The 24,708-nt window shown below is 72.6% G+C and carries 25 protein-coding genes; 7 read left to right on the forward strand and 18 right to left on the reverse strand.

Features of this window, described 5'->3' with window-relative positions; all coding sequences use genetic code 11:
• Nucleotides 1-88: 88 nt before the first annotated feature.
• Nucleotides 89-1,336, reverse strand: coding sequence for a hypothetical protein (locus NBH00_RS23220; RefSeq protein ID WP_254570948.1), 1,248 nt, complete (start codon nucleotides 1,334-1,336; stop codon nucleotides 89-91).
• A gap of 69 nt (nucleotides 1,337-1,405) precedes the next feature.
• On the opposite strand from NBH00_RS23220, the gene ettA reads away from it, so the two are divergent.
• Together ettA and NBH00_RS23230 are read left to right on the forward strand one after the other, a co-directional pair.
• A complete protein-coding gene (gene ettA, locus NBH00_RS23225; protein ID WP_254570949.1) occupies nucleotides 1,406-3,061 on the forward strand; it encodes an energy-dependent translational throttle protein EttA in 1,656 nt (551 codons plus the stop codon).
• A 37-nt stretch (nucleotides 3,062-3,098) separates the two neighbouring features.
• Nucleotides 3,099-3,488: a VOC family protein gene (locus NBH00_RS23230; RefSeq protein WP_254570950.1), complete on the forward strand. Its 390-nt coding sequence runs from the start codon at nucleotides 3,099-3,101 to the stop codon at nucleotides 3,486-3,488.
• 7 nt (nucleotides 3,489-3,495) lie between these two features.
• On the opposite strand, the gene NBH00_RS23235 is transcribed toward NBH00_RS23230, so the two are convergent.
• Together NBH00_RS23235 and NBH00_RS23240 are read right to left on the reverse strand one after the other, a co-directional pair.
• A complete protein-coding gene (locus NBH00_RS23235) occupies nucleotides 3,496-3,948 on the reverse strand; it encodes a type II toxin-antitoxin system RatA family toxin (protein WP_254570951.1) in 453 nt (150 codons plus the stop codon).
• A 1,700-nt stretch (nucleotides 3,949-5,648) separates the two neighbouring features.
• On the reverse strand, nucleotides 5,649-6,635 hold the full coding sequence (locus NBH00_RS23240; protein ID WP_254570952.1) for a DMT family transporter: 987 nt from the start codon (nucleotides 6,633-6,635) through the stop codon (nucleotides 5,649-5,651).
• 80 nt (nucleotides 6,636-6,715) lie between these two features.
• Here NBH00_RS23240 and NBH00_RS23245 point away from each other — a divergent pair, with 80 nt between their 5' ends.
• Nucleotides 6,716-7,633, forward strand: coding sequence for a LysR family transcriptional regulator (locus NBH00_RS23245; RefSeq protein WP_254570953.1), 918 nt, complete (start codon nucleotides 6,716-6,718; stop codon nucleotides 7,631-7,633).
• Here the strand turns inward: NBH00_RS23245 and NBH00_RS23250 are convergent, their stop codons facing one another.
• From NBH00_RS23250 to NBH00_RS23280, 7 genes are all read right to left on the reverse strand, one after another.
• Complete coding sequence (locus NBH00_RS23250) at nucleotides 7,634-8,356, reverse strand: ABC transporter permease (RefSeq protein WP_254570954.1); 723 nt, start codon at nucleotides 8,354-8,356, stop codon at nucleotides 7,634-7,636.
• Nucleotides 8,353-9,273 (reverse strand): ABC transporter ATP-binding protein, encoded by a 921-nt coding sequence (locus NBH00_RS23255; protein ID WP_254570955.1) that lies wholly within the window; start codon nucleotides 9,271-9,273, stop codon nucleotides 8,353-8,355. Before NBH00_RS23255 ends, NBH00_RS23250 begins: the two co-directional genes overlap by 4 nt.
• Before the next feature lie 66 nt (nucleotides 9,274-9,339).
• Nucleotides 9,340-10,125 (reverse strand): alpha/beta fold hydrolase, encoded by a 786-nt coding sequence (locus tag NBH00_RS23260; RefSeq protein ID WP_254570956.1) that lies wholly within the window; start codon nucleotides 10,123-10,125, stop codon nucleotides 9,340-9,342.
• 9 nt (nucleotides 10,126-10,134) lie between these two features.
• Nucleotides 10,135-11,430: an SAM-dependent methyltransferase gene (locus tag NBH00_RS23265; protein WP_254570957.1), complete on the reverse strand. Its 1,296-nt coding sequence runs from the start codon at nucleotides 11,428-11,430 to the stop codon at nucleotides 10,135-10,137.
• On the reverse strand, nucleotides 11,427-12,323 hold the full coding sequence (locus NBH00_RS23270; RefSeq protein ID WP_254570958.1) for a DUF1365 domain-containing protein: 897 nt from the start codon (nucleotides 12,321-12,323) through the stop codon (nucleotides 11,427-11,429). Before NBH00_RS23270 ends, NBH00_RS23265 begins: the two co-directional genes overlap by 4 nt.
• Nucleotides 12,320-13,582, reverse strand: coding sequence for an NAD(P)/FAD-dependent oxidoreductase (locus tag NBH00_RS23275; RefSeq protein WP_254570959.1), 1,263 nt, complete (start codon nucleotides 13,580-13,582; stop codon nucleotides 12,320-12,322). The genes NBH00_RS23270 and NBH00_RS23275 overlap by 4 nt, the downstream gene beginning before the upstream one ends.
• Before the next feature lie 259 nt (nucleotides 13,583-13,841).
• Nucleotides 13,842-14,519, reverse strand: a complete 678-nt coding sequence (locus NBH00_RS23280) for an HAD family hydrolase (RefSeq protein ID WP_254570960.1) — start codon at nucleotides 14,517-14,519, stop codon at nucleotides 13,842-13,844.
• Between the two features lie 141 nt (nucleotides 14,520-14,660).
• Between NBH00_RS23280 and NBH00_RS23285 the strand changes: the two genes are divergently transcribed.
• The gene (locus tag NBH00_RS23285) at nucleotides 14,661-15,530 is read left to right on the forward strand and encodes an IS982 family transposase (RefSeq protein WP_254569017.1); all 870 of its coding nucleotides are present in this window, start codon (nucleotides 14,661-14,663) and stop codon (nucleotides 15,528-15,530) included.
• Nucleotides 15,531-15,551: 21 nt separating this feature from the next.
• Here NBH00_RS23285 and NBH00_RS23290 read toward each other — a convergent pair whose 3' ends face one another.
• A complete protein-coding gene (locus tag NBH00_RS23290) occupies nucleotides 15,552-16,607 on the reverse strand; it encodes a M42 family metallopeptidase (RefSeq protein ID WP_254570961.1) in 1,056 nt (351 codons plus the stop codon).
• A gap of 259 nt (nucleotides 16,608-16,866) precedes the next feature.
• Between NBH00_RS23290 and NBH00_RS23295 the strand changes: the two genes are divergently transcribed.
• Nucleotides 16,867-17,292, forward strand: coding sequence for a nuclear transport factor 2 family protein (locus NBH00_RS23295; RefSeq protein WP_254570962.1), 426 nt, complete (start codon nucleotides 16,867-16,869; stop codon nucleotides 17,290-17,292).
• Between the two features lie 272 nt (nucleotides 17,293-17,564).
• On the opposite strand, the gene NBH00_RS23300 is transcribed toward NBH00_RS23295, so the two are convergent.
• The 7 genes from NBH00_RS23300 to NBH00_RS23330 all read right to left on the reverse strand — a co-directional run bounded on the left by NBH00_RS23300 (nucleotide 17,565) and on the right by NBH00_RS23330 (nucleotide 23,736).
• Complete coding sequence (locus NBH00_RS23300; RefSeq protein ID WP_254570963.1) at nucleotides 17,565-18,194, reverse strand: ferritin-like domain-containing protein; 630 nt, start codon at nucleotides 18,192-18,194, stop codon at nucleotides 17,565-17,567.
• Nucleotides 18,195-18,222: 28 nt separating this feature from the next.
• Entirely contained in the window at nucleotides 18,223-18,909 is a 687-nt protein-coding gene (locus NBH00_RS23305; protein WP_254570964.1) for a ferritin-like domain-containing protein, read from the reverse strand.
• 186 nt (nucleotides 18,910-19,095) lie between these two features.
• Nucleotides 19,096-21,822 carry an aconitate hydratase AcnA gene (gene acnA, locus NBH00_RS23310; protein ID WP_254570965.1) on the reverse strand — a complete coding sequence of 909 codons (2,727 nt, stop codon included), beginning with the start codon at nucleotides 21,820-21,822 and terminating at the stop codon, nucleotides 19,096-19,098.
• Entirely contained in the window at nucleotides 21,819-22,256 is a 438-nt protein-coding gene (locus tag NBH00_RS23315) for a PIN domain-containing protein (RefSeq protein WP_254570966.1), read from the reverse strand. Before NBH00_RS23315 ends, acnA begins: the two co-directional genes overlap by 4 nt.
• Nucleotides 22,257-22,262: 6 nt before the next feature.
• Nucleotides 22,263-22,493 carry a ribbon-helix-helix domain-containing protein gene (locus NBH00_RS23320; RefSeq protein WP_254570967.1) on the reverse strand — a complete coding sequence of 77 codons (231 nt, stop codon included), beginning with the start codon at nucleotides 22,491-22,493 and terminating at the stop codon, nucleotides 22,263-22,265.
• 18 nt (nucleotides 22,494-22,511) lie between these two features.
• On the reverse strand, nucleotides 22,512-22,943 hold the full coding sequence (locus NBH00_RS23325; protein WP_254570968.1) for a vitamin K epoxide reductase family protein: 432 nt from the start codon (nucleotides 22,941-22,943) through the stop codon (nucleotides 22,512-22,514).
• Between the two features lies 1 nt (nucleotide 22,944).
• Nucleotides 22,945-23,736: a DsbA family protein gene (locus tag NBH00_RS23330; RefSeq protein ID WP_254570969.1), complete on the reverse strand. Its 792-nt coding sequence runs from the start codon at nucleotides 23,734-23,736 to the stop codon at nucleotides 22,945-22,947.
• Between the two features lie 140 nt (nucleotides 23,737-23,876).
• On the opposite strand from NBH00_RS23330, the gene NBH00_RS23335 reads away from it, so the two are divergent.
• Both NBH00_RS23335 and NBH00_RS23340 read left to right on the forward strand, forming a co-directional pair.
• The gene (locus tag NBH00_RS23335; protein ID WP_367401272.1) at nucleotides 23,877-24,365 is read left to right on the forward strand and encodes a DUF427 domain-containing protein; all 489 of its coding nucleotides are present in this window, start codon (nucleotides 23,877-23,879) and stop codon (nucleotides 24,363-24,365) included.
• Between the two features lie 27 nt (nucleotides 24,366-24,392).
• Nucleotides 24,393-24,689: a DUF3817 domain-containing protein gene (locus tag NBH00_RS23340; RefSeq protein ID WP_254570971.1), complete on the forward strand. Its 297-nt coding sequence runs from the start codon at nucleotides 24,393-24,395 to the stop codon at nucleotides 24,687-24,689.
• Nucleotides 24,690-24,708 lie beyond the last annotated feature (19 nt).

Genomic DNA, 24,708 nt, shown 5'->3' on the forward strand with positions numbered 1-24,708 from the left:
TCGGCCGGAACGGCCCGACGACAGAGCGCGGGCGTCTGCGCCCGGACGAACGGCCGAGACGCCGCCTACCGGTTCTCGGAGGCCCGCCTCAGGCGGCCGGGAGGGCGCGCGGCACGGCGTCCCGGAGCTGCTGCAGGAGCGCGGCGACCTCGGCGTCGTCGGGTGCGAGCTCGAGCGCGCGGCCCGCGGCCCGCATCGCGTCGGTCGTGCGGTCGGTGCGGGCGAGCGCGTGCGCGTGGCGCGACCAGGCCACCGGGTCCTCGCCGTCGAGGTGGACGGCCTGCTCGGTCGCGGTCACCTCGCCGCCGATGTCGCCGCCGAGGTGGTGCGCGAGCGCGAGGTCGAGGAGCGCGTCGACGGACGGGCCCAGGCGCCGCGCCTGCTCGAGCGCGGTGACGGCCGCCTCGCGCTGCATGAGGCGCAGCCGCAGGCGGCCGACGCGGGCGTAGGCGGACGCGTCGGGCTCGCCGCGGGAGGCCGAGCGGTCCGCGGCCTCGGCGGCGAGGTCGTAGGCGCGCATGTCCTCGTAGATGCGGCTCGCGAAGCGGTGCGGCGCCGGGCGCTCGCCGTCGACGCGGGCCCAGTCGCGGACGGCGCGCCCCGCGGCGGGGAGGTTGCCGCCCTGCCAGAAGGCGAGCGTCATGAGCCGCAGCACGGGGATGTTGTCCGGCTCGGCGTCGCGGGCGTAGATGAGCCGCTGCGCCGCGAGCTCGTACTTGCCTTCGGCCATCGCGTGCTGCGCGGCGGTGAGGAAGCGCTGTACGCGCTCGGCGCCCGGGTCGGGCTTGGAGAAGTCGACGAACTGCAGGGAGCCGGCGGGCACCGTCCGCACGCCGACCTGGAACTTCACGCGTGCCCACTGCTGGACGTCGTCCTCCTCGCCGGTGAAGTAGATGCCGGTCACCGACCCCACACCCCACTCCGGGTAGGAGAGGCAGCGGCAGTAGCGGTGGACGACGGAGTGGGTCGGGACCTGCGCGCCGAACGGGTCGTTCTCGGCGCGGTCCTTCGCCATCGCGCGCTCGCGCTCCTGCGCCTCGTAGTTGCGACGTCCCGCCTCCTCGCGGGCGCGGCGCGCCGCCTGGGCGCTGACCTTCACCGCGTTGCGGGAGACGAACCCCCCGCGCGAGTCCTCCGCCATCCGCTCGAGCGTGTCCGCGGCCTCGTTGATCGCCTTGAGGTGGCGCTCGTGCTCGTACTGCTTGCCCGGGGGCGCGAGATCGGGGTGCCAGATCTTCGCGAGGCGCCGCCGGGCGAGCTGCACCTCGCGCTGGCCGAAGGGCGGCTCGATCTCCAGGAGGAGGATCGCTTGTTCGATGTCGAGGATCTGAGCCACGCCGGTGGTCAGGGTACCGCGCGGGTGGAGCCCCGGAGCGCACTGGCACGCCGGTATCCTTGAGGATTCATGTCAAGCCAGTACATCTTCACCATGCACAAGCTCACCAAGCGCGTGCCCCCGGACAAGCTCCTGTTCGACAACCTCTCGTTGTCGTTCTTCCCCGGGGCGAAGATCGGCGTGCTCGGCTACAACGGCGCGGGCAAGTCGTCTCTGCTGAAGATCATGGCCGGGGTCGACGACGACTACCGGGGCGAGGCCGAGCTCGCGCCGAACGCGTCCGTCGGGATGCTCCAGCAGGAGCCGCAGCTGGATCCCGAGAAGACGGTGAAGGAGAACGTCGAGGACGGCGTGCGCGAGACGAAGGAGCTGCTCGACCGCTTCAACGAGCTCGCCGCGAACTACTCCGACGAGACCGCCGACGAGTTCGCGAAGCTCCAGGCGAAGATCGACGCCGCCGACGCGTGGAACCTCGACACCCAGCTCGAGTACGCGATGGACGCGCTGCGCTGCCCCCCGGCCGACGCCTCCGTCGTCGGCCTCTCCGGCGGTGAGCGCCGCCGCGTCGCGCTCTGCCGGCTGCTCCTGAGCGCCCCCGACCTGCTGCTCCTCGACGAGCCGACGAACCACCTCGACGCCGACTCCGTCGCCTGGCTCGAGCAGCACCTCGCCGACTACAAGGGCGCCGTCGTGGCCGTGACCCACGATCGCTACTTCCTCGACAACGTCGCGGGCTGGATCCTCGAGCTCGACCGCGGTCGCGGCATCCCGTACGAGGGCAACTACACGCAGTGGCTCGAGGCGAAGCAGAAGCGCCTGGAGCAGGAGGACCGCCAGGACAAGTCCCGCCAGCGCCAGATCGCCGCCGAGCTCGAGTGGGTGCGGACGAACCCGAAGGGCCGCCGCACGAAGTCCAAGGCGCGCCTCTCCCGCTACGAGGAGCTCGTCGCGGAGGAGCAGAACCAGAAGCTCGAGGAGATCACGATCCACATCCCGCCGGGGCCCCGCCTCGGCGACGTGGTCATCGAGGCCAAGCACCTCAGCAAGGGCTTCGGCGACCGGCTGCTCATCGACGACCTCTCGTTCACGCTGCCGCCCGCGGGCATCGTCGGCGTCATCGGGCCGAACGGCGCGGGCAAGACGACGCTCTTCAAGATGCTCACCGGGGAGGAGGAGCCGTCGTCCGGCTCGATCAAGGTCGGTGAGACCGTCGACCTCGCCTACGTCGACCAGTCGCGCGACGGGCTGGACCCGAACAAGACGGTCTGGGAGGAGATCTCCGAGGGCCACGACTACATCGCGGTCGGCAAGCGCGAGCTGAACTCCCGCCAGTACGTCGCGGGCTTCAACTTCAAGAAGTCCGACCAGCAGAAGAAGGTGGGCAAGCTCTCCGGCGGTGAGCGCAACCGCGTCCAGCTGGCCAAGCTCCTGCGCCGCGGCGGCAACCTCCTGCTCCTCGACGAGCCGACGAACGACCTCGACGTCGAGACGCTGTCCGCGCTCGAGTCGGCGCTGCTCGCCTTCTCCGGCTGCGCGGTGGTCATCTCCCACGACCGGTTCTTCCTCGACCGCATCGCCACCCACGTGCTCGCCTTCGAGGGCGACTCGCAGGTGACGTGGTTCGAGGGGAACTTCGAGGCCTACGAGGCCGCGCGCCGCGAGCGCATCGGCGACGCCGCCGACCGCCCGCATCGCCTGACGTACAAGAAGCTCACGCGGAACTGAGGCCGAGGGCGGGGCCGGGGCGGCGTACGGTTGGCCCATGACCGCCATCGCCATCCCCGCCCTGCGGATCTCCTCGCGGGAGACCGTCCACTTCTACGAGCGGGCCTTCGGCGCGACCGTCGCGTTCATCACGCCGGAGAGCGGCGACGAGGTCCACCACGCCGAGCTGACGATCGGCGGCTCGATGTTCATGTGCGGCACCGGCCAGGAGGACGGCATGGAGCAGGAGCCCGGCGGCTCGGCGATCTACTGGGTGCTGCAGGCCGGCCCCGAGGTCGATGCGCTGTACCAGATGGCGATCGCCGCGGGGGCCACGGACGAGCGGCCGCCCTACGACGCCGAGTACGGCGGGCGCCACTTCAGCGTGCGTGACCCGGACGGCAACCACTGGTCGTTCGGGACCTACCGGCCCGCGGCGCTCGGCTGAGCGGCGGCTACCCGCGCTTCGCCAGCGCCGCGGCCACCTCGGCGGGGCGCGGGTCGACCATCTTCTCGCGGAGGCGGTCCTCGACCGGGCCGCGGACGAGGAGGCCCAGCACGCGCCCGGGGTCGCCGTCGAGCAGGTAGGTGACGCGGGTGCGCCCGTCGCCGGCATCCTCGAGCTCCCAGGCGCCCTTGAGCGACTTCGGATCCCCGCGGACCTGCTCCCAGCGGACGGCGCGGCCCGGTTCGTAGGAGAAGCGCACCCGCGTGCGGATGACGCGGACCTTCGCGTCGCTCGCGGTGTCGCAGAGGGACGGCCGGCCCTGCGCGTCGCGCTCCAGGACGGTCATCTCGTCGAGGCCGGCCTGCCACTCGGGCGCGATCGCGACGTCCTCCAGCAACGCGTAGACCGCGTCGATCGGCGCGTCCACGATGGCCGAGGCGGTGCCTCCGAGCTTGCCCATGGGGCGACCCTACCCGGCGCACGCGGACGGCACGCGCACCATGGCCCGCCGCGGCGCGCCGCGGGGCGGTAGCGTCGCGCGCCATGTCCCCGTCTCTCCTGCGCGCCGCCGCGGCGGCGGTCGCCGTGCTCGGCGCGAGCGCCGCCACCGCGGCCCCCGCCGTCGCCGTCCCGATCCCCCAGGTGACGCCGCCGAGCACGCTGCCCGCGATCGTCGGCGCGCCCGGCACGCCGGACGGCCTCCTCGCCCCCGCGCTGCCCCAGCACCCGTTCCAGGCGCCGGACGGCCGCTCCGGCATCCACGACGACGCGTACCAGAGCGACACCTCGCCGCTGCAGGGCCCGCTCGGCCGCGGTACGACGGTCACCTCGGCGTTCTTCGGCGGCGTCTGCGCGAGCGTCACCTTCGACCGGCACGGTCGCATCGTCACCGTCTGCGTCACGCCCACCGGCCCCACGCTCTACGTCCTGGACCCGCACACGCTCGCGACGCTCGCCTCGATGCCGCTGCCCCCGCGCCAGCCGACCTCCCTGGGCGGCTCGCTCTTCCAGAGCTTCGGGGGCGGTGGGTACTTCTTCCTCGACGAGCAGGACCGCGCCGTCATCCCCACGACCGACGGCCACGTGCGCGTGATCGCGGTGGGCGGCGACGGACGGCGCGCAACGCTCACGACGGTCGCCGACCACGACCTCACGGGCGTCACGGCGGCCGGCGACCCGATCACCTCCGTCCTGCCGGACTGGTCCGGGCGGCTGTGGGCGGAGACGGGCGGCGGCACGCTCGTCACGATCGATCCGCGCACCGGCGCGCTGCACCGGCTCGCCCTCGGCGAGCCCACGGAGAACTCGTTCGCGATCGACGAGACGGGCGCCGTCTTCGTCATCTCGACGAAGGCGCTCTACAAGCTGCGGGCGGGCGCCGACGGGACGCCCGAGGTCGTCTGGCGCAGGTCCTACGCCAACAGCGGCGTGACGAAGCCCGGCCAGGTGAACGCCGGCTCGGGGACGACGCCGACGGTCCAGGGCCGCTGGGTGACGTTCACCGACAACGCCGACCCGATGCAGGTCGTCGTCGTGCGGCGCACCGACGGCGGCGTCGTGTGCCAGGTGCCGGTGTTCGGGAAGGGCACCGGCTCGACGGAGAACTCGCTCATCGGCATCGGGCGCCTCATCGTCGTCGAGAACAACTACGGCTACGACGGGCCGGCGGCGACCGAGGGCGGCGCCACGACCGTGCCGGGGATCGTGCGCATCGACATCGATCCGGACGGCCGCGGCTGTCACCGGGTGTGGGCGAACGACACGCTGAGCGTGCCGACGGTCGTCTCGAAGCTCTCGCTCGCGAGCGGGCTCGTCTACACGTACACGAAGGACCACGCGACGAGCGACCCGTGGTGGCTCAGCGCCGTCGACGTCCGCACGGGCCGGCTCGTGTTCCAGCTCCTGGCGGGTACCGGCCTCGGCTTCAACAACAACTACGCGCCGGTGACGTTCGGCCACGAGGGCACGGCGTACGTCGGGACGCTCGGCGGCCTCGTCGCGCTGCGCGACCGCACGCCGCCGCCGTCCGCCGCGGTCGCCCCGCCGCCGCTGCGCGTCCTCGTCACCCGGCCGACGCCCGGCACCCTGCGCCTCGCGCTGGCCGGGGACACCCGCGACGTCTCGAGCGTCGCCTACCGCGTCGGCGGGACGCTGCCGCGCTCAGACCGCGGCCCCGGCTACGCCCGCCGGCTGCGCGCCCCGCGCCGCGCCGTCGTCGTCCAGGCCCGCGTGAGGCTCGTCACCGGCGCGGAGCTGACCGTCCGCCGCCGGGTCGCCGGTCACCGGTAGCGGCCGGCGCGCGCCCGCCTGCAGCAGGACGACCGCCGAGAGCACGAGCGCGCCGCCCGCGAGCTGGAGCGGCCCGAGCCCCTGCCCGAAGACGACGAGCGCGAGCGCGACGGTGATCGGCGGCTCGACGGTGCAGAGGATCGACGCGGTCGACGGCCCGACGCGCGCGAGGCCCGCGAAGAACGCGAGGACGGGCACGATCGTGGAGAGGACGGCGATCGCCGCGAGCCACAGCCAGCCGATCGGGGCGAAGCCGAGGTGCAGCGACCCGGTCGCGAGGGAGACGACGAGGAACGTCGCGAACGCGCCGCAGGCGATGACGGCGCTGAACGCGAGCGGCGGCGCGTCCGCGACGACGGTGTCCGCGACGAGGATGTAGGTCGTGTAGGCGACGGCGGCGCCGATGCCCATCGCGACGCCGACGGCGTCCGCCCCGCCGCCCCCGCCCGCGAGGACGAGCGCCACGCCGGCCGACGCCGCGCCGAGCGCCGCGAGCCGCCGCGGGGTGGCGGCGTCCCGCCCGAGGGCGATCGCCGCGACGGTGACGAAGGCCGGGTACGTGTAGAGGAGCAGCGAGAGGAGCGACACGTCGACGTGCGAGAGCGCGCCGAAGAAGAGCCCGGCCTGCGTCGTGTAGCCGACGCAGCCGAGGCCGAGCGCGGTGAGGACGACGCGGCGGTCCATGCCCTGCCGGGCGCCGGGCACGAGGAACGTGAGGAGCGAGAACCCGCCCGCCGCCATCGCGAAGCGCACGGTGAGGAGCGTGAGCACGCCGACATCGGCCTGGTAGGCGAGCGTGCCGAAGATGCCGAGCGTCGCGAAGCCGGCCGAGGCAAGGAGACAGAGGAGGACGCCCATTCGCCCGCCCCACGATCACAGGCATGACCGTTCACGTCCAGCGCCGATTCCCGCAGGTGACCCGGTAGCGTTGCTTCACGATGCTCGACCTGCACCGCCTGCACCTGCTGCGGGAGTTCGAGGCGCGCGGCACGGTCGCCGCGACCGCCGAGGCGCTCGGCTACACGCCCTCCGCCGTCTCGCAGCAGCTCGCGGTCCTCGAGCGCGAGACCGGCGCCACGCTGCTTGTCAAAGCGGGCCGCGGCGTCCGGCTCACCGACGCGGGCCGCCTGCTCGCCGGCCACGCGGCGACGCTCCTCGCGGCCGCCGAGGAGGCGGAGGCGGACCTCGCCCGGCGCTCGGGGACCGTCGCCGGCACCGTCCGGATCGCCGCGTTCCAGACCGCGATGCTCCGCCTCGTCCTGCCCGCGGTGGCCGCGCTCGCGGCCGCCCACCCCGAGGTCCGCGTCGAGGTCGAGGAGGCCGAGGTCGAGGAGGCGCTCGGAGCGCTGCGCCGCGGCCGCGTCGACGTCCTCCTCGCCGACGAGTACGACGGGCTGCCCCGCGCGCGGCACCCGGACCTGAGCCGCGAGACCCTCCTGCGCGAGCAGGTGCGGCTCTTCCTCCCCGCCGCGCACCCGCTCGCCCGCGTGCGGCGCCGCCCGTCGCTCGCCGCCCTCGGCGACGCGCCGTGGGCCGCCGCCCTCCCCGGCACCGGGCACCACGCGCTCGTCCTGAGCGCCTGCCGCGCGGCGGGCTTCGAGCCCGACCTGCGCCACCACTCGAACGACCTGCTCATCCTGCTCGAGCTCGTCCGCACGACCGGGGCGATCACCCTCCTCCCCGACCTTGTCGGCCCGGCCCGGGGCCCGTCGGTCGTCGCGCGCACCCCGGCCGAGGGCCCGCTGCACCGCGAGGTCCACGCGCTGACGCGGACGACCGGCGCCGCGCGCCCGGCGCTCGCCGCGGTGCGCCGGGCCCTGCAGGACGCCGCGGCCGGCGCCCTGCCCGCGGGCTGATCAGCCGCGGACGTCCCGCCGCTCGACGACGGCCGCGCCGGCGACCGTGAAGGCGACGACCCACGCGAGCAGGATGAGCCCGGCGACGCCCTGCGGCACGCCGTGGTCGCCCCCGACGGTCGAGACCGTGAGCTGGCTGGCGTTGATGCCGTACTTCTCGAAGAACGTGATGTAGACGGAGAGGATCGGCTCGATCGCCAGGAGGTAGACGAGGGTGCCCGCGACCGCCGCGGCCTGGTTGCGCAGCAGCGCGCCCATCGCGACGCCGAAGGACGCGAGCAGCCCGCCGACCGCGATGCCGCCGATCGCCTGGAGCAGGATGTCGCTGCCCGACGGCCACGGCGCCGACGCGAAGAGCGCGACGCAGAGGAGCGCCGAGAGGACGTTGAGCGTGCCCGCGACGAGGCCGGCGATCGCGTGGGCAAGCGACTTGGCGACGACGACACGCCAGCGGACCGGGGTCGCGAGGAACGTCGCCACCTGGGTGCCGTGGCGCGCCTCGCCGCCCATGTTCACCGCGCCGAGGATGAGCATCACGAGGGCCGCGATCTGCGCGGAGGCGAGGACGTCGAGGACGTCCTTGCTCGTGTTGACGCTGTTGCTCGCCAGGAGCGTGAGCAGCGTGATGAGGAGGCAGAGCCCGGCGGAGACGCCGAGGAAGATCGCCGTCGTGCGGCGGGTCGTGACGAGCTTCAGCAGCTCGACGCGGACGAGGCGGATCATGCGATGCCTCCGGTGTCGCCGGGGCCGTCGACGAGGTCGAAGAAGGCCTGCTCGAGGTTGGCGACGAGCGGGTACAGCTCGGTGACGAGCACGCGCTCCTCGAGCGCGATCTGCGCGACCTGCGCGCCGGTGGCGCCGGTGACGCGCATGCCGTCGCCGTCCTGGCGCAGGACGGAGAACCCGGCGGCGACGAGCGCCCGCTCGAGCGTCGCCGGGTCGGCGGAGCGCGCCCACGTCCCCGCCTGCGAGCTCGCGATGAGATCGGCGACCGGGCCCTGCGCGATCGCCTTGCCCTTGTGGATGACGACCATGTCGGTCGCGACGTGCTGCAGCTCGGTGAGCTGGTGGCTCGAGACGAGGATCGCCTTGCCGGCCGCGGCCTGCTCGGTCATGAAGCCGCGCATCCAGCGGATGCCCTGCGGATCGAGGCCGTTGAGCGGCTCGTCGAGGATGAGGATCGGCGGGTCGCCGAGCATCGCGCCGGCGAGGGCGAGGCGCTGGCGCATGCCGAGCGAGTACTCCGCGCTGCGGCGCCCCTTCGCGTCGGCGAGCCCGACGAGGTCGAGCAGCTCGTCGACGCGGCTGTCGGGGATGTCGTGGGTCGCGGCCTGGCAGCGCAGCTCGTCGCGACCGCTGCGGCCGGGGTGGCCCTTCGCGATCTCGAGGACGGCGCCGACGGCGCGCAGCGGGTGGTCGATCTCGCGGTACGCCTTCCCGGCGAAGCGCGCCGAGCCGGCCGCGGGCGTCGCGAGGCCGAGGACCATGAGCAGCGTCGTCGTCTTGCCGGCGCCGTTCGGGCCGACGAAGCCGGTCACGCGGCCGGGCTGCACGTCGAACGTCAGCGCGTCGACGACGGTGCGGCCCTTGTAGACCTTGGTCAGTCCCTCGACGACAAGGGCCGGTGCGGTGGCCGTCACGCGGGGCGCGGCAGGCGGACGAGCAGGGCGGGCATCGCCTGAACGGTACCCCTTCGCCGCCGCGGGCTACGCCGAGCGGCCCGTCGCCGCCGTCGACCGGGCGGCGCTCCCGGCGAGGATGACCTGCGCCACCGCGCGCGGATCGTCGTACATCGGGACGTGGCCGCACCCCGCCAGCAGCGTCTCCCGCGCGGGGAACGGGAGGGTGCGCGGGCGCGCGATGAGGCGGTCGTGCTCGCACCAGGCCATCGTGACCGGGACGTGGACCTCGTCCCCGCCGGTGAAGTGGTTGGCGCGCATGTTCTCGCTCGCGTTCACGAAGCCGGGCGACCTCGCGTAGGCGAGCGCGATCCGCGTCGCCGCCGCGCGCGGGATGCGCTCGGGGTGCGCGACCGAGCCGAGCAGGGCGGCCCGCCGCACCCCGCCCGCCGCGAGCAGGAGCGGCAGGACCGGCATGAGCCCCTTCGCCACGCCGCGCATGAGGTACGGCTTGCGGACGAGCGGCCCGCTCCACAGGCCCGCGGTCGCGATGCCGGTGACGCTCAGCGCGCGGCCGGCCTTCGCGAGCTCGAGCGCGACCCACCCGCCGAGGGAGTTGCCCGCGACGTGGACGCGGTCGAGGCCGAGCTCGTCGAGCTGCGCGGCGACCTGAGCCGCGAGCACCCACGGCGTCGCCCGCTCGCCCTTGGGGACGGTCGGCGACGCCCCGAAGCCGGGCAGGTCGACGCGGATGACGTCCCGCTCGCCGGTGAGGTGCTCGAGCGTCGGCTCCCAGATGTGGCGCTCGCCGCCGAGGCCGTGGATGAGCACGAGCGGCTCACCGCGGCCGTCGCGGTCGTAGGCGACGCTCACCGAACCGGCCTAGGCGGCGACGACGTCGCCCTCGGGGTCGGACACCGCGCGCGGGCCGCGGCGGGCGCCCGTGCCGGGGTCCGGCGCGCCGGCGAGCTCCCACTGGGGCTCGGCCCGGTAGCCGGGCTTCGCGAGCAGCAGCTGCCCGACCTGGATGCGGCGCTCGGCGAAGCCCGCCTCGCAGTACGCGAGGTAGAGGACCCAGAGGCGGCGGAAGCGCTCGTCGTACCCGCGCTCCTCGAGCTGCGTCGTCGCCGCCTGGAAGGTCTCGCGCCAGTGCTTCAGCGTCGTGACGTAGTGCGCGGTGATGTCCTCGAGCTGGACGATCCGCATGTCGCTCTGGCGGGCGGTGTTGCGCGAGATGATCTCGACCGACGGCAGGCAGCCGCCGGGGAAGATGAGCTGGTTGATGAAGGACTTCACGGCCTTCTCGACGTCGTACGCGCGGTCGTCGATCGTGATGGCCTGCAGGAGCATCACGCCGTCGGTCGCGAGGCGCTCGCCGCAGACGCGGAAGAACGTCGGGAAGTCGCGCCAGCCGACCGCCTCGATCATCTCGATCGACACGAGCTTGTCGTACGTGCCGGTGAGCGTCCGGTAGTCCTGGAGCAGGACGGTGACCTGGTCCTCGAGGCCGGCGGCCCGCACCCGCTCGACGGCGAGCGCGTGCTGCTCGGTCGAGATGGTCGTCGTCGTGACGCGCGCGCCGTACTTGCCGGCGGCGTGGACGGCGAGCGCCCCCCAGCCGGTGCCGATCTCGAGCAGGCGGTCGCCCGGCTTGAGGTCGAGCTTCTGGCAGATGCGGTCGAGCTTGTGGACCTGGGCGTCGTGGAGCGACGTCTCGGGCGTCGGGAAGACCGCGGCCGAGTACATCATCGTCTCGTCGAGGAAGAGCTCGTAGAGGTCGTTGCCGAGGTCGTAGTGCGCGGCGATCTGCTCGCGCGAGCGCTCGATCGTGTTGCGGCGCGCGTAGCTCACCGCGGTCTGGACCGGGGCGAGGACGGGCCGGAACGTCCGGCGCAGCTCGTCGAAGCGGTGGACGTTGCGGGCGGCGATCCGGATGAGCTTCACCGGGTCGTCGACGTCCCAGACGCCGTCCATGTAGGACTGACCCAGGCCGAGGCTGCCCTTGAGGATCGAGCGGTGGAAGGCCGGGTCGTTGACGGTGATGTGGGCGCGCAGCGGCTCGGCGCCGGTGGGCGTCCCGTAGGTCCGGGCGACGCCACCCTCGTCGAGGATGAGCTGGCCGTCCTGCGTGCGGGAGAGGAGCTGGGTCAGCAGGAAGCGTGCGTGCTTGTCGTTCATCGCGGGGAACTCTTCGGTCGGCGGGACAGGGTGAGCAGCGGGGGCTTGGCGCCCTCGGGGTGGGCGAAGTACGGTGCGCCCTTGAGCTTCAGGCGCACGGCGTGGGCGTAGATGTAGAACCCGGTCCGCAGCGTCTGGACCGGGAAGCGCGCGAGCAGGCCCCGCAGGCCGGCGGCGGTGAGCTCGCGACGGTGCAGGCGCAGCGTCGCGTCGAAGGCGTGGCGGCCGGGCTCGGCCGCGGTGTCGTCGTAGGCGGAGTCGATGTGGACGCTCAGCGTGTCGCCCGGGACGGTGAGCGACCAGCCGTACGTGTGGTCCATCCCCATGAACGGGGAGACGTGGAAGACCTTCGCGAACGTCTCGCGCATGACCGGCGAGGCGGACGGCGCGCGGGCGTCGAGGACGTAGCAGTGGCGCTCGCCCCACGGCGTGTTCGTCACCTCGGCGACGACGAACTCGACGCGCTCGCCGTCCTGCGCGAAGCAGTAGTAGAAGCTCACCGGGTTGAAGGCGCGGCCGAAGGTGCGCGGGGTCGTGAGCAGCCGGACGGGCCCGCGGTGGTTGGCGCCGGTCTGGCGGCGGATCTCGGCGGCGACCGCGTGCTTGAGCGGGACGTCGGGATCGCCGAGGTAGTCCTCGCGGCGGAAGCGGCCGATCGCCCGCCGCGTCGCGGACCACAGCGGCCGGTGCTCGAGGATCCCGGCCGGCCCGTCGAGCTCGTCGAGGTCGAGGTAGAGCATCCCGACGGCGTGAGTGAAGGCGTGCTCGACCGGCGCGTGCCGGCGATGGCGGACCGTGCCGACGTAGATCGCCGAGCGCGTCGCGGCGGGCCGTCCCGGGCGCGCGCGGGTGGCCGGGCGGGCGGCCGGGCGGTGGGCGAGCTGCGTGCTCACGCGACCGTCGTGCCTTCCCGGACGTGGCGCTCGCGGGCGGCGAGGGCGTTGATCGCGCTGACGACGCCGTCCTCGTGGAAGCCCCAGCGCCAGTACGCGCCCGCGTAGTGGATCCGGTCCACGCCGCTGATCTCGCCGTGGCGCTCCTGCGCGGCCACGGACTCGCGCGTGAAGATCGGGTGGCTGTACTGGACGGTCTCGATGATCTTCGCCGGGTCGATCCGCTCGGTGAGGTTGAGCGTGACGAGGAAGTCCTCGGGCGCCGCGAGCGACTGCAGGTGGTTCATCCCGTACGTGATCGTCGTCAGCGGCTTCGGCTCGGCCAGGAGGTGGAAGTTCCAGGCCTGGTGGCAGGCGCGGCGGCGCGGCAGCAGCGTGGAGTCGGTGTGGAGGACGGCCTCGTTCGACTGGAAGCGGAAGGTCGCCAGCAACTCGTCCTCGAGGTCGGACGGGTTCGTGAGCATCGCCCGCGCCTGGTCGCCGTGGCAGGCCATGACGACCTCGTCGAAGCGCAGCGACTCGCTGCCGCGCGGCGTGACGGCCACGTGGTCGGAGTGCCGGGTGACGGCCTCGATCGGGGAGCTCGTGTGGATGCGGTCTGAGAATGGCTTGACGACGGCGTCGACGTAGCGGGCGGACCCGCCGACGACGGTCTGCCACTGCGGGCGGTCCTTGAACCCCAGCATCCCGTGGTTGCGGAAGAACTCGGCGAGGAAGCGGACGGGGAAGGCCCACATGCCGGCCGGGTCCGCCGACCACACCGCGCTCGCCTGCGGGACGATGAGCCGGTGGACGAACCACTCGCCGTACCCGCCCGCGTCGAGGTACTCGCCGAGCGACGGGCCGGGCGCGTCCGTGGCCAGCAGCGCCCGCATCTCGCGGTTGAAGCGCAGCAGGTCGCGGATCATCCCGTGGAACCGCGGCCGCGCGAGGTTCGCGCGCTGGGCGAAGAGGCCGCTCGGCGTGCCGGCGTACTCGAAGTCCTCGTGGTCGGAGGCGACGCTGAAGCCCATGTGCGTCGGCTGGATCGCGACGCCGAGCTCCCCGAGGAAGCGCGTGAAGTTCGGGTAGTTGCGGTCGTTGAGGACGATGAAGCCCGTGTCGACCGCCCAGTCGCCCGACGCGGTGGAGACGTCGATCGTGTTCGTGTGACCCCCGACGTAGTCGTTGGCCTCGAACACCGTGATGTCGTGATCGGGATGGAGCCGGTGGGCGGCGGTAAGGCCCGCGATACCGGCGCCGATGATGGCGATGTTCATGCGGTCGGGGGGCCAGGCGGGAGGGGTCGGGCGCGTCGGTCCTGGCACCTTTGTATTCGGGCGAGGCGCCCGGACGGATCAGGCCGGATCGGCCGCGCGCCCTGCCCGCGCGCGGCCGTCCCGGCTTGCCTGCTCCTCCCCGCGCCCGGATGAGCGCGGGCCGGTCTCCCCAGACCGGTGCCCCGCGCCCGATTGAACACCTCCCGGTCGCGACCGGGGGGCGCCGCGCGTCAGATGACGCAGCGGCCGCGCGGTGGGCTCAGGCGTGCCACGCGGCGAGGACGCCGGCGAGGTCGGCCATCGCGTCGATGACGACGTCGGCGCCGGCGAGGTCGGCCGCCGGGTGCGGCCCGGTCGTGATCCCGACGCAGCGGACGCCGTCGGCCTGGGCGCAGGCGACGTCGAGCGGGGTGTCGCCGATGACGACCGCGGCCTCGCGCGGGACGGGGCGGCCGTCCCCGGCGCGGCGGCGCGCGAGGGCCGGGAGCTCCGAGCGGTCCTCGTGGTCGGAGCCGAACCCACCGGGCCCGGAGGCGAACCACTCGCCGAGGCCGGCGCGGCGGAGCTTCAGCCGCGCGATCGGCTCGAGGTTGCCGGTGACGAGCGCGGGCGTGTGGCCCGCCGCGACGAGGCCCGCGAGCGCCTCGGGGACACCGGGCGCGACGGTCTGCGAGAGGTCGGGAGGGCAGAGGCGCGCGTACGCGGTGCAGGCGGCGCTCACCGTCGCCTCCACCCCGTCGTCGATCGCCCGGGCGTCGACCCCGCAGAGGAGCAGCAGCGAGCGCATGATCGCGAGGTCGGTCCGGCCCGCGGTCGGGATGTCGTCGTCCGGCGCCTGGACGCCGTGCACCTCCTCGATCCCCGCGTGCAGCGCGCGCCGGTGCGCGTCGGCCGCCCGCACCAGCAGCGTCCCGTCGATGTCGAAGAGGAGGAGCATGGCGGGGACGGCGCGTCGCGGGCGGCGCCGCTAGATGGTTCGTTCCACGGCGGGGGCGGAGGAGTCGGGTAGGCAGGTGACATAAGCAGGCAGGTCGAAGTCGGCGGTGCTATCTCGCCAACGCCGACCCTGGGGGCCTCGATGGACGCCGACCTCGACCTGCTGCTGATCGCTGTTTACTGCACCTGCGACGATCTCCTGCCTGCGAAGGGCAAGAACGCCAAACGGATCTTGACCGACGCGGAGGTCGTCACGTTGAGCGTGGCTCAGCAGGTACTGCGGATCAGCTCTGACGAGCAGTTCTGGGCGATGGCACCGCATCGCTTGGGGCACCTGTTCCCGCGACTGCCCAAGCGCCCGGGTTTCGTCAAACGCCGCCAGCGCCTGTCGGACAAAATCGAAGCGCTGATCCTCGAGTTCGCCCGCCACACCAACGGCTTTGACGACGACCTGCTCGTGGTCGACAGCACACCGGTCGAATGCGGTCGCTCGGTCGAAACGACGCGCCGCAGCGCCCTGGGCAACGCCGCGGAGTACGGCTACTGCGCCAGCCATTCCCGCTTCTTCTGGGGCTTCCGCCTGCACGGCCTGTTCGCGACCGACGGCACTCCACGCGCCCTTGCCCTGACCTCCCCGAAAACGGGCGAACGAGACGTCGCGCTGGACATGCTCGCCCGCTGCCACCGCAACGGCCCGGTCACCGTCATCGGCGACAAGGGCTACTCCGGCCGCGACTTCCACGCCCAAGCCTCCGCGCTCGGCGCCACGATCGTCCGCCCCCGACGCAAGGACGAGGCCGGCAAAGAGCCGCACCTGGCCCCGATCCGGCAATGCGTGGAATCGATCTTCTGGACATGCAAAGACATGCTCAACCTCGAGGACCACCGCGCCCGCGAGCTCCACACGCTCCGCACCCGCCTGGCCGCCAAGTTCCTCGCTCTCACCGCCGCGATCGCTCTCAACGAACGCCTCGGCCGCCCACCACGCAACCTCACTGCCTACTACGCCTGACCGATCCGTGGAACGAACCATCTAGCGGGCGAAGGAGGTGTCGGAGGAGAGCGTCTGCAACGCGGCGGCGATGAGCTTCGCGGCGTCGAGGACGTCGGAGACCTGGACGACCTCGACCGGCGAGTGCATGTACCGTAGCGGCAGGCCGACGACCGTCGTCGGGATGCCGCCCCGGTTGTGGTGCATCGCGTCCGCGTCGGTCCCGGTCCGGCCCCCGTTCGCCGAGACGCTGAACGCGATCCCGGCCGCCTCGCCGGCGTCGTGGAGCAGCTCGAAGAGGCGCGGGTTGAGCGTCGCGCCGCGCTCGAGGACGGGCCCGGAGCCGAGCGGGTGCTCGCCGAGCTTCTTCACGTCGCTGCCGGGCGTGTCGGTCGCGAACGTCACGTCGACCGCGATCGCCGCGTCCGGCTTGATGCGGTACGAGGCGGCCGCGGCGCCGAAGAGCCCGATCTCCTCCTGGACGGCCGCGACGGCGACGACGTCACCGGGCGCGCCGCCGGCCTCGGCGACGAGCCGGGCGACCTCGTAGGCGACGAAGGCGCCGAGGCGGTTGTCCATCGCACGGGAGGCCGCGCGGCCCGCGAGCAGCTCGATCGGCTCGGCGTCGATGACCGCGACGTCGCCGATCCGGACGACGCCCTTGGCCTCGTCGCCGTCCTCGGCGCCGATGTCGATGTGCATGTCCTTCAGCTCGGTGACCTTCTTGCGCTCGTCGGGCTCGAGCAGGTGGATGGGCTTCTTCCCGACGACGCCGGGGACGGGGCCGCCCTTCGTGTGGACCGTCACCCGCTGGCCGACGAGGATCTGCGGGTCCCACCCGCCGACCTGCGCGAAGTAGAGGAAGCCCTTCTCGTCGACGTGCGTGACGATGAGGCCGATCTCGTCGACGTGGCCGACGATCGCGACGGTCGGGCCGCCGGCCGTCCCCTTCACCGTCGCCGTCGACGTCCCCATGTGGTCGACCTCGACGGCGGCGAACTCCCCGGCCGCCTCGCGCCACACCTGGGCGGGGGCCGTCTCGTAGCCGGACGGGCCGTGGGCGGAGAGGAGGGCGTGCAGGACGGGAGGGATCGCCATATGCGGGTGAGGCTATCGCCCGCGAACGCCACGCCGCCGCGGCGTCGCCACCGAGCGGGGCCGGGCGGCCTGTCCGGGGCCGGCGGGGCGGCGGCCGGCGTGACGCCGCCCCGCCGCGACTGCGCCAACCGGCCCCGGGACCCCCGTCCCGGGACTAGACTCCGGGCAGGAGAAGGCGCGGAGCGTCTTTCTGTGCAGGCAGGCACGGAGCCGGATCCGCCGGGAGGCGAACATGGCAGGGGACGAAACGGCCGGACGGGTGGAGCCTGCCTCGATCGAGGTCATCGTGGCCGCGCACACCGCGTTCAACGAGCGCCGCCTCGACGAGCTCGAGCTCTTCATGCACGAGGACGTCGACCTCTTCCTGCCGCTGTCGCTCGGGCTGCGCCCGACCGGCGAGAAAGGCCTCGCCGCCCTCCGCGCGACGCTCGCGAACGCGCTCGCGGTCGCGCCCGATCTGCGCATCGAGTTCGAGCGCGCGGAGGTCGTCGGCGACCTCGTCATCCTCGCCTGCCTCGCCGCCGCGACCGGCACCGACGGCGTGCGCTACCAGTGGCCGCTGCGCGTCATCGTCGCCGCGGAGGACCGCCGCATCACGCGCTACATCGTCCGCGCCCCGCACGCGGACCTCGCCGCCGACGCGCACGCCTTCCCGGCGCGGCGGGGCGCGGCGAAGCCGCAGTAGCCGGGCGGCTGGGGAGGTGTGTCCTCCCAGTCGGGTTCAGTCGACCTGGGAGGACACACCTCGCGAACTGGCCAGCTGGGTGGTGGATCGCGGTTGCTGAGCAACCGCGATCCACCACCGAGCACCCGGGCAGCCTCCCCGCCCTCGTAACCAGCCCGCTGTTCAGACGTCCGCGCCCGTAGGGCTCGGTCGCGTCAGCGCCACCGTCCCCCACCAACGACGAAGCGGCGCCTCTCGGCGCCGCTCCGGTCCTGCAGGGATGTGGCTTTCGCCTAGCCCTTGATCAGCGGCGTGACGGCCTTCAGCACGGCCGCCTTGTCGAGCGACTTGTCGAACGCGTCCGGGGCGGGGTTCACGCCGTTGAGGAGGCGGATGGCGGCCGCGTGGCGCGCCTCGACCTGGACGATGGAGCCGGCCGCGAGCAGCAGGTCCTTGTTCTTCAGGAGCGGGCCGGCGCCGTTGTAGGCGGAGACGCCGGTGTCCTCGAGGGTCTGCGCGAGCTTGAGGAAGCTCTTCTCGTCGGTGACGCCGAAGGCGAACGTCGGCTTCGCCGCCGGCTTGCCGCCGGACTGCTTCACCGCGCCCTTGAGGGCGTTGACGTGCTGCTGCTCCTCGTCGGCGAACTGCTTGGCGAGCTTGGCGACCTTGGAGCTCAGCTTGAGCTTCGTGGCCTCCTTGTAGAACCGCGTCTCCAGGTACTCGAGCGTGAGCGCGAAGTTCAGGATGTCGATGTCGCTGCTCGCCGTCGCCGCGAGGGCGTTCGTGACGAACGGGCCGACCGCGGCGGCGCCGGCGGTGGTCCCGATGGCGAGCGCGCTCTTCAGGATGAAGCTCGCGCGGTTCATGCCGCCGACGTCGATGAGGTCGAGCTCGGGCGCAGCGTTGTTCATGGTGTTGGTCATCAGTTCAGTTCCTCTTTGATCGCTCGGGCTACGCCACGATGAAGGGCTTGACGGCGGCCAGGACGGTGCTCATCTCTGCGGGCTTGCCGAACGCGCCGTCGGGCGTGATCTTCTTGCCGATGAGGGTGTTGAGCGTCGCGGCGTGACGGGCCTCGACGGAGTGGATCGAGAGCGCGGCCGCGAGGACCTCGGCGTTCTTGATCTTCGGGGCCTGCGCGAGGTACGCGGCGGCGCCGAGGTTCTCGACGGTCGCGGCGAGCTTCGCGACGGACATCGCGTCCTTGATCGGGAACTTCGACTTCGGCGCGGCGACGGGCGTGCCGCCGAGCTTCTTGATCGTCGCAGTGAGCGCGTCGACGTGCTGCTGCTCGGACTCGCCGAAGTGCTTCAGGAGGTCGGCCTGCGCGCCCTTGAAGAGCCCCGCCGCGATGACCTTGTTGTAGAAGTCGGTCTCGAGGTGCTCGAGCGTCAGGGCGTAGTTCAGGATGTCCAGGTCGCCCTGCTCGCTGCCGCCGGACGCGGCCGCAGCCGTCGTGCCGGCCGCGGCCGGGGTCGACGTGCTGCTGCTGTTGTTGCTGCTGCCGCAGGCGCCCAGCAGGACGGCCATGGCGGCGACGCCGCCGGTGCCACCGACACGGGTCAGGAACTTCTTGCGCGACGTCGGATCGTCACGCAGCTCATCAAGCGCAGACGTCGTCTTCTCAGAGTCAGGCACAGCACACCTCCTCCGCACCGGAGGGAAAGCCGGGCGGATTCTCGTTTTATGACCGCAAAAGTTCGGGTCCCTATGTGTCGTAGCGGGCGGGTGCCCGAACCGGATCAGTCTCACGAGCGGCAATGCGCCAGCTAAGACTGTTCCCCGGTCCGGGCGGCGCGCGGCCGCCCAGACCTGGGACCCCCGTCAGCTCGCGACGATCTGCCGCAGGACGTACTGCAGGATGCCGCCGTGGCGGAAGTAGTCGCCCTCCTTGGGCGTGTCGATCCGGACCGTCGCCTCGAACTCGACGTCGCCGGCCTTGACCTGGCAGGTCTGCGGCAGGCCGCCGTCGTTCAGCACGTCGGCGAAACCCGTGATCGCGAACTCCTCCTCACCGGTGAGGCCCAGCGAGTCGGCGCTCTCGCCCTCCGGGAACTGCAGCGGGAGGACGCCCATGCCGACGAGGTTCGAGCGGTGGATCCGCTCGAAGGACTCGGCGATGACCGCGCGGACACCGAGGAGGTTCGTCCCCTTCGCCGCCCAGTCGCGCGACGAGCCCGACCCGTACTCCTTGCCGCCGAGCACGACGAGCGGGACGCCGGCCGCGATGTACTCCTCGGAGGCCTCGTAGATCGAGGTGACCTCGCCGTCCTTCTTCGTCACGCCGCCCTCGGTGCCCGGCGCGAGCTGGTTGCGCAGGCGGATGTTCGCGAAGGTGCCGCGGATCATCACCTCGTGGTTGCCGCGCCGCGAGCCGAAGGAGTTGAAGTCCTTGCGCTCGACGCCGTGCGCCTCGAGGTACGCGGCGGCCGGCCCGTCCTTCTTGATCGCGCCCGCAGGCGAGATGTGGTCGGTCGTCACCGAGTCGCCGAGCTTCGCGAGGACCTTCGCCCCCGTGATGTCCGTGACGGGCTCGGGCTCGGCCGGCATCCCGTCGAAGTACGGCGCCTTGCGGACGTACGTCGAGTCCGGGTCCCACGCGAAGCGGTCACCGGTCGGGACGTCGAGGTCCTGCCAGTCCTTGGAGCCGTCGAAGACCGTCGCGTAGGACTGGCGGAACATGTCGCTCTGCACGGCCTCCTCGACCGTCCGGGCGATCTCGTCCGTCGACGGCCAGATGTCCTTCATGAAGACGTCGTTGCCGTCGGAGTCCTGCCCGAGCGGGTCGGTGTAGAGGTCGACGTCCATCGAGCCGGCGATCGCGTAGGCGACGACGAGCGGCGGCGACGCGAGGTAGTTCATCTTCACGTCGGGGTTGATGCGCCCCTCGAAGTTCCGGTTGCCCGAGAGGACCGACACCGCGACGAGGTCGTGCTCGTTGATCGCCGCGCTGATCTCGTCCGGCAGCGGGCCGGAGTTGCCGATGCACGTCGTGCAGCCGTAGCCGACGTTGTGGAAGCCGAGCGCCTCGAGGTCCTCGATGAGGCCGGCGCGCTCGAGGTACTCGGTGACGACGAGCGACCCGGGCGCGAGCGACGTCTTCACCCACGGCTTCGCGACGAGGCCCTTGGCGACGGCGTTGCGGGCGAGCAGGCCGGCGGCGAGCATGACGCTCGGGTTCGACGTGTTCGTGCACGACGTGATCGCGGCGATGACGACGGCGCCGTCCTTCAGCGAGCACGCGGTGCCGTTCGGCATCTTCACCTCGGCGCTGTTGCGCGTCGCGGTGGCGACCGGCGCCTCGTCCTCGACGGCGCGCTCGCCGGGCTGCTGCCCCGCGCCGTTGCCCTCGGGCTGGTAGGTCTTGATCGCCTCGCCGAACGCGGAGGCCGCGTCGGTCAGTGCGATGCGGTCCTGCGGGCGCTTCGGGCCGGCGATCGACGGGACGACCGTCGAGAGGTCGAGCTCGAGCGTGTCGGTGAAGGTCGGCTCCTCGGCGTCCTCGTCGTGCCACAGGCCCTGCTCGCGGGCGTACGCCTCCACGAGCTCGCAGAGCTCGGCCGGGCGGCCGGAGAACTTCAGGTAGCGGACCGTCTCCGCGTCGATCGGGAAGATCGCGCAGGTCGAGCCGAACTCCGGCGACATGTTGCCGATCGTCGCGCGGTCGGCGAGCGGCAGGCGGCCGACGCCCGCGCCGTAGAACTCGACGAACTTGCCGACGACGCCCTTGGCGCGGAGCATCTCGGTGATCGTCAGGACGAGGTCGGTCGCGGTCGCGCCCTCGGGCAGCGCGCCCGTGAGCTTGAAGCCGATGACCTGCGGGATGAGCATCGGCATCGGCTGGCCGAGCATCGCGGCCTCGGCCTCGATGCCGCCGACGCCCCAGCCGAGCACCCCGAGGCCGTTGACCATCGTCGTGTGCGAGTCGGTGCCGACGAGCGTGTCGGGGTAGGCCTCGCCCGTCCGGTCGTTCACGAAGACCGTCCGCGCGAGGTACTCGAGGTTCACCTGGTGGACGATGCCGGTGTCCGGCGGGACGACCTTGAAGGTGTCGAACGCCTGCTGGCCCCACTTCAGGAACTGGTAGCGCTCGCGGTTGCGCTCGAACTCGAGGGCCGCGTTCTGCCCGAAGGACTCGCGCGTGCCGAAGTGGTCGACCTGGACGGAATGGTCGATGACGAGCTCGGCGGGGACGAGCGGCTCGATCCTCGCCGGGTCGCCGCCGAGGTCGGCCATCGCGTCGCGCATCGCGGCGAGGTCGACGACGGCCGGCACGCCGGTGAAGTCCTGCATGACGACCCGCGCGGGCGTGAACGCGATCTCCTGCGAGGGCTTGGCCTTCGCGTCCCACGAGGCGAGCGCGACGATGTCCTCGGCGGTCACCGACCCGTTGCCCTCGGTACGGAGGAGGTTCTCGAGCAGGATCTTGAGGCTGAAGGGCAGCCGCGCGACGTCGTACTTCGCCTGGAGCGCGTCGAGGCGGTAGATGGTGAGGTCCTTGCCACCGGCGCTGAGCGTCGCCTTGGCGTCGAAGGAGTTCGGGTTGGTCATGTCGTCGTCTCCGAGGTGAGGTGATCGTCTTGGGGAAGCAGGATGAAGGGGGTGCCGTCCACGGTGCGGGCGCGGCGGAAGTGGCGCAGGTCGAGGGTCGCGATCCGGTCGGTGCCGAGCAGCCGCGCGAGCGCGAGCAGCGACGCGTCCGCGAGCCCGATGGCGGGACGCTCGCGGGCGACGACGAGCGTCTCGGCCATCGCGGTCGACCACCAGCGGACGTTGTAGGCGCCGCGCTCGAGATCGGACCACAGCGCCTGCTGGGCGACCTTCCCGCCGTAGCGCGGCAGCTGGTGGTCGAGCTCGGTCACGATGAGCGGGGTCGTGACGAGCTCGTCGTCGAGCGTGTCGATCCAGCGGCTGACGCGCTCGTGCCCGGCGAAGGAGGTGTCGTACGTCGCGAGGACGACCGACGTGTCGAGGACGACGGCCATGCGCCGTCAGTCGTTCCAGTCCGTCTCGGCGGCGTACTTCTCGTCGTTCGACGCGAGGTCGGGGATGCCGCTGCTGAAGACGCCGACCGTCGGCTTGGCGCGCTGCGGGCGGGTCGCGAGGCCCTCGAGGCCGCGGCGGATCCACTCGGCCTTCGTCAGGCCCTCGTCCGCCGCGCGCTGCGCGAGGACGCGGTCGAGCGCGTCGTCGAGGTAGATGCTCGTCTTCTTCAGCGCCACGCGACGTAGGGTAACACCCTACGTCGCCGCCATGTGACTTCCTGGTGGTGCGCTGACGAGGCGGATCGTCGTGACGATCGCGAGGAGCGTCAGGACGATCGCGCTCCCGACGCACCAGATGCAGATCGCGTGGATCGACCAGATCTCGCGCGTCGTCAGGTAGGCGCTGAACCCGAAGCCCACGAGCGCCTGGGCGGCCCCCGCGATGAGCCCGGTCTCCCCTGGGATCCACAGCGACGCGAGGATGCCCGCGTACCCGATGAGGCCGAGCAGCGCGACCGGGACGCCGGCGAGCTCGGACCACTCGGACTTCTGCACGCGCTCGCACCCGTGGGCGATCTCGCAGAGCGACTTCACGTGCGCGTAGTGGACGTACGTGAGGCACGACGCGATGCCCAGGCCGGCGAGGCCGAGGACGAGCACCGCCTTGCGGAGGCGCGCGTCGGTCACCTCAGAGGGCCAGGGCGGCGTCGAGGGCGCTCGAGATGCTCGCGTAGTCGAAGCCGCTCACGAGCTTCCCGGTCTCGCCCTGCTTCGTGACGACGAAGCTCGGGGTGCCGTTGACGCCGTAGCGCCGGGCGAGCGCGTCCGCCGCCCTGTCCGCCGCGGTCGGCGTCGCCGTGATCGGCCGGGCGAAGAGCGGGGCGGTGCGCAGCCCGGGCACGGCCGCCGCGAGGCGCTTGAGGAACGCGTCGGTGCCGTACCCGGTCTGCTCCTCGCCCTGGTTGTAGTAGAAGAGGTCGGCGAAGTTCCACAGGCGGTCCTGCGCCTCCGCGCCGGCCGCCACCTGGGCGCCCCGGACCGAGTCGGGGCCGAGGAAGCTCAGGAGGTGCAGCTCGAGCTTCACCTTGCCGCCCCGGACGTAGTCGCGGACGACCTGGGGCAGCGTCTGCAGCGAGTACTGCCGGCAGTACGGGCACTGCAGGTCGGCGAACTCGAGGAGGGTCACCGGCGCCTTCGGGTTGCCGAGCGTCTTGCCCGACTGCGGGATGCCGTTGAGCATCGCCCGCGACTCGCTCACCCCGGCGACCGCCGCGCCGGCGGCCGCGGTCGGCTTCTTGTCGCTGCCGCCCGTCGCGAGGACGATCGCGACGACCGCGACCGCGACGAGGGCGACGACGCCACCGAGGATCGAGAGCCGGCGACGGCGGGCGGCGCCCGCGGCGGCGGCTGCCTCGGCCGCCTGGCGTTCGGCGCGGGCGGCGTCCTTGCGCTCCTTCTTGCTCGGCTGATCCTGGCTCACGTCTGCTCCGATGCTCCGCGGGTCTCGGCGGCAGCGTAGGGCGGCTGCCTGAAGGTCCCGTCAACCCGGCGTGTCCCCAACCTAAAGGGAATCAGCGCCGCCGTGCCACCTCGCGCGGCGCCGGGGCCCCGCGGGGCATCATGCGGACGATGGCCTCCGCCCCCACCGAGAACGTCTGGGACTACCCGCGCCCACCCGCCCTCGTCCCGTGCACCCGCCGGGTCCGGATCGAGCTCGGCGGCGTCCTCGTCGCCGACTCGACGCGCGCGCTGCGGGTGCTCGAGACGAGCCACCCGCCGTCGATCTACATCCCGCCCGCCGACGTGGACCCCGCCTGCATCACGCCGTCGCGGGCCCGCTCGACGTTCTGTGAGTGGAAGGGCAGCGCGACGTACTACGACGTCCACGGCGGCGACCGGCGCGAGGAGGCCGCGGCCTGGGCCTACCCGCGGCCGACCGCGGGCTTCGCCGGCCTCCGCGACCACCTCGCCTTCTACCCCGGACGGATGGACCGCTGCCTCCTCGACGAGGAGGTCGTCCGCTCGCAGGAGGGCGACTTCTACGGCGGCTGGATCACCGACGAGATCGTCGGGCCGTTCAAGGGCGGCCCCGGCACCTGGGGCTGGTGAGCGGCGCCGTCCGCCATGATGCCCGCCATGAACACCACGGCCGACACCCTGAAGCTCCTCGGGCGGATCCGGATCATCGCCATCGCCGACGCGGTCCTGCTCGTCGTCCTCATCGGCTGCGCGATCGCCGGCTCGGGCGCCGTCCACGTCCTCGGGCCGATCCACGGCGTCGGCTTCCTCGCGCTGCTCTACCTCTGCGGGCAGGGCGCAGTCGAGGAGCGCTGGGGCTGGTGGTTCCCCGCGATCGTGCTCGCGACGGCGGGCCCTCCCGGCTCGTTCATCGGGGACGTCCGCATCCGCCGGGAGCTGCCCGCCGTCCCGTGACCGTCTGACCGGTGGGTCC

The sequence above is a fragment of the Paraconexibacter antarcticus genome, from assembly GCF_024220175.1.
In the GTDB taxonomy this organism is placed as follows: domain Bacteria; phylum Actinomycetota; class Thermoleophilia; order Solirubrobacterales; family Solirubrobacteraceae; genus Paraconexibacter; species Paraconexibacter antarcticus.